This is a genomic window from Saccharomonospora halophila 8, from assembly GCF_000383775.1.
In the GTDB taxonomy this organism is placed as follows: domain Bacteria; phylum Actinomycetota; class Actinomycetes; order Mycobacteriales; family Pseudonocardiaceae; genus Saccharomonospora; species Saccharomonospora halophila.
This window is the reverse complement of record NZ_KB912528.1, coordinates 3299-5255: the sequence shown is the minus strand read 5'-3', so window position 1 is coordinate 5255 and position 1957 is coordinate 3299. Positions and strand designations below refer to the sequence as shown.

2 protein-coding genes are annotated in these 1957 nt (G+C 70.6%); one reads left to right on the top strand and one right to left on the bottom strand.

Going from position 1 to position 1957, the window contains the following annotated elements; all coding sequences use genetic code 11:
- Window positions 1-137: 137 nt before the first annotated feature.
- Complete coding sequence (gene mtrA, locus SACHA_RS0108830; RefSeq protein WP_019808919.1) at window positions 138-815, bottom strand: MtrAB system response regulator MtrA; 678 nt, start codon at window positions 813-815, stop codon at window positions 138-140.
- 167 nt (window positions 816-982) lie between these two features.
- On the opposite strand from mtrA, the gene SACHA_RS0108825 reads away from it, so the two are divergent.
- Window positions 983-1768: an IclR family transcriptional regulator gene (locus SACHA_RS0108825; RefSeq protein ID WP_019808918.1), complete on the top strand. Its 786-nt coding sequence runs from the start codon at window positions 983-985 to the stop codon at window positions 1766-1768.
- Window positions 1769-1957: the final 189 nt, after the last annotated feature.

Below are 1957 nucleotides of genomic sequence, written 5' to 3'. Positions count from 1 at the left end.
CACGCCGGGCCGGGCACCCGACGCCTCCCGCGGCTTCCTCACGCGGCACCGTCACCTCCATCCGGCCGGTCGCGTCCGCCGTCCGGCCCGCCGCTCTTCCGCGCACGGGCCCCGTCCCGGTCGAGTGTGCCGTGTCCTCACGGGGGGCCGGCCTTGTAACCGACGCCGCGGACGGTGAGGACCACCTCCGGGTGCTCGGGATCCTTCTCGACCTTCGAGCGCAGGCGCTGTACGTGCACGTTCACCAGGCGGGTGTCCGCGGCATGCCGGTAGCCCCACACCTGCTCCAGCAGAACCTCGCGGGTGAAGACCTGACGGGGCTTGCGGGCGAGCGCGACGAGCAGGTCGAACTCCAACGGGGTCAACGCGATCGGCTCCCCCTCCCGCGTGACCTCGTGCCCCGGTACGTCGATCGACAGGTCACCGATGGTCAACTGCTCGGCGGGTTCGGCCTCGGTCCGGCGCATCCGCGCGCGCACCCGGGCCACCAGCTCCTTCGGCTTGAAGGGCTTGACCACGTAGTCGTCGGCGCCCGATTCCAGCCCGAGCACGATGTCGACCGTGTCGCTCTTGGCCGTCAGCATCACCACCGGCACCCCGGACTCCGCGCGGATGGCCTTGCACACGTCGATCCCGTTCATGCCCGGCAGCATCAGGTCCAGCAGCACCAGATCGGGTTTCAGTTCACGCATGGCGGGAAGTGCCCTCGAACCGTCGGAGACCACGGTGGTGTCGAACCCCTCACCGCGGAGCACGATGGTCAACATTTCAGCCAGAGCGGGGTCGTCGTCGACGACCAGCACACGCGCCTTCATGCCGACATATTCGCACTACCGCCCCGCCCCGCGTACACGGCCCGTCGGTCCTGGCGCGCCCCGGTTCCGTTCCCGCGCCCCGGCCATAGGTGCTTCGACCTCTCGCCGGCGAGGTGTTTTACGGTGGCGTGATCCGTACCCCTTGCGTCGACCGTTACTGTTGCGTCATGCGGAACTCTGATGAGGCCAAAACCGCCACGAGCCCCGTCCAGTCCGTCGACCGGGCGGTCACCGTACTCGAACTGCTCGCCAGGGAGGGCGAAGCCGGGATCACCGACATCGCCGCCGAACTCGGGGTGCACAAGTCCACGGCGTCGAGACTGGTCAGCGCCCTCGAGATGCGCAACATGGTGGAACAGCTCGGCGAACGCGGCAAGTACGCGATCGGGTTCGGCATCGTCCGGCTCGCCGGGGCCGCGACCGGGCGGATGGACCTCGCGAAGCTGGGCAACCAGACCTGCCAGACGCTGGCGGACGCGCTCGGGGAGACGGTGAACATCGCGGTCGCCGACGGCGACGTCGCCATCAACATCAGCCAGGCCTTCGGCTCGGCCGCGGTCACCGCCCAGAACTGGACCGGCAGGCGCACCCCACTGCACGCGACCTCCAGCGGCAAGGTGCTGCTCGCCCACATGGGCGACGAGAGCCGCGACCCGCTGTTGAGCCGGGAACTCGAAGCGTGCACACCGGCCACGACCGTGGTACCGCGCGAACTGCGCGGCGAGCTCGCGCGGATCGTGGACGACGGGTACGCGGCCAGCTTCGAGGAGTACGAGGTGGGCATGCACGCCGTCGCGGTGCCGATCTACGGGGCCGAGGGCGACGTCATCGCCGCGCTGAGCGCCTCCGGACCCGCCTACCGGCTGTCCCGGGAGCGCATCGACCAGCTGATCCGGCCGATGGCCGAGGCGGCCGAGGAGCTGTCCGGGCAGCTCGGCCACTTCCCGACGTGACACCGACAGCGGAACCGGACGCACCGGGACAGGCGGTCACGTCGGGGTTTACGACCCGCCCGTCGGTCAACCCGGGCTCGGCGAGGTGAGCACCGTGCGGGCGAGCTCCGCGGCGTCCACGGAGCCCGCGCCGTCCACCACGTGCCAGGGGGCGAGCCAGCCGGCCGCGGCGAGTTCCGCGTAGACCCG

Coding starts and splice junctions, on each gene's coding strand:
- mtrA (WP_019808919.1), bottom strand. CDS start 815: ATGAAGGCGCGTGTGCTGGTCGTCGACGACGACCCCGCTCTGGCTGAA.
- SACHA_RS0108825 (WP_019808918.1), top strand. CDS start 983: ATGCGGAACTCTGATGAGGCCAAAACCGCCACGAGCCCCGTCCAGTCC.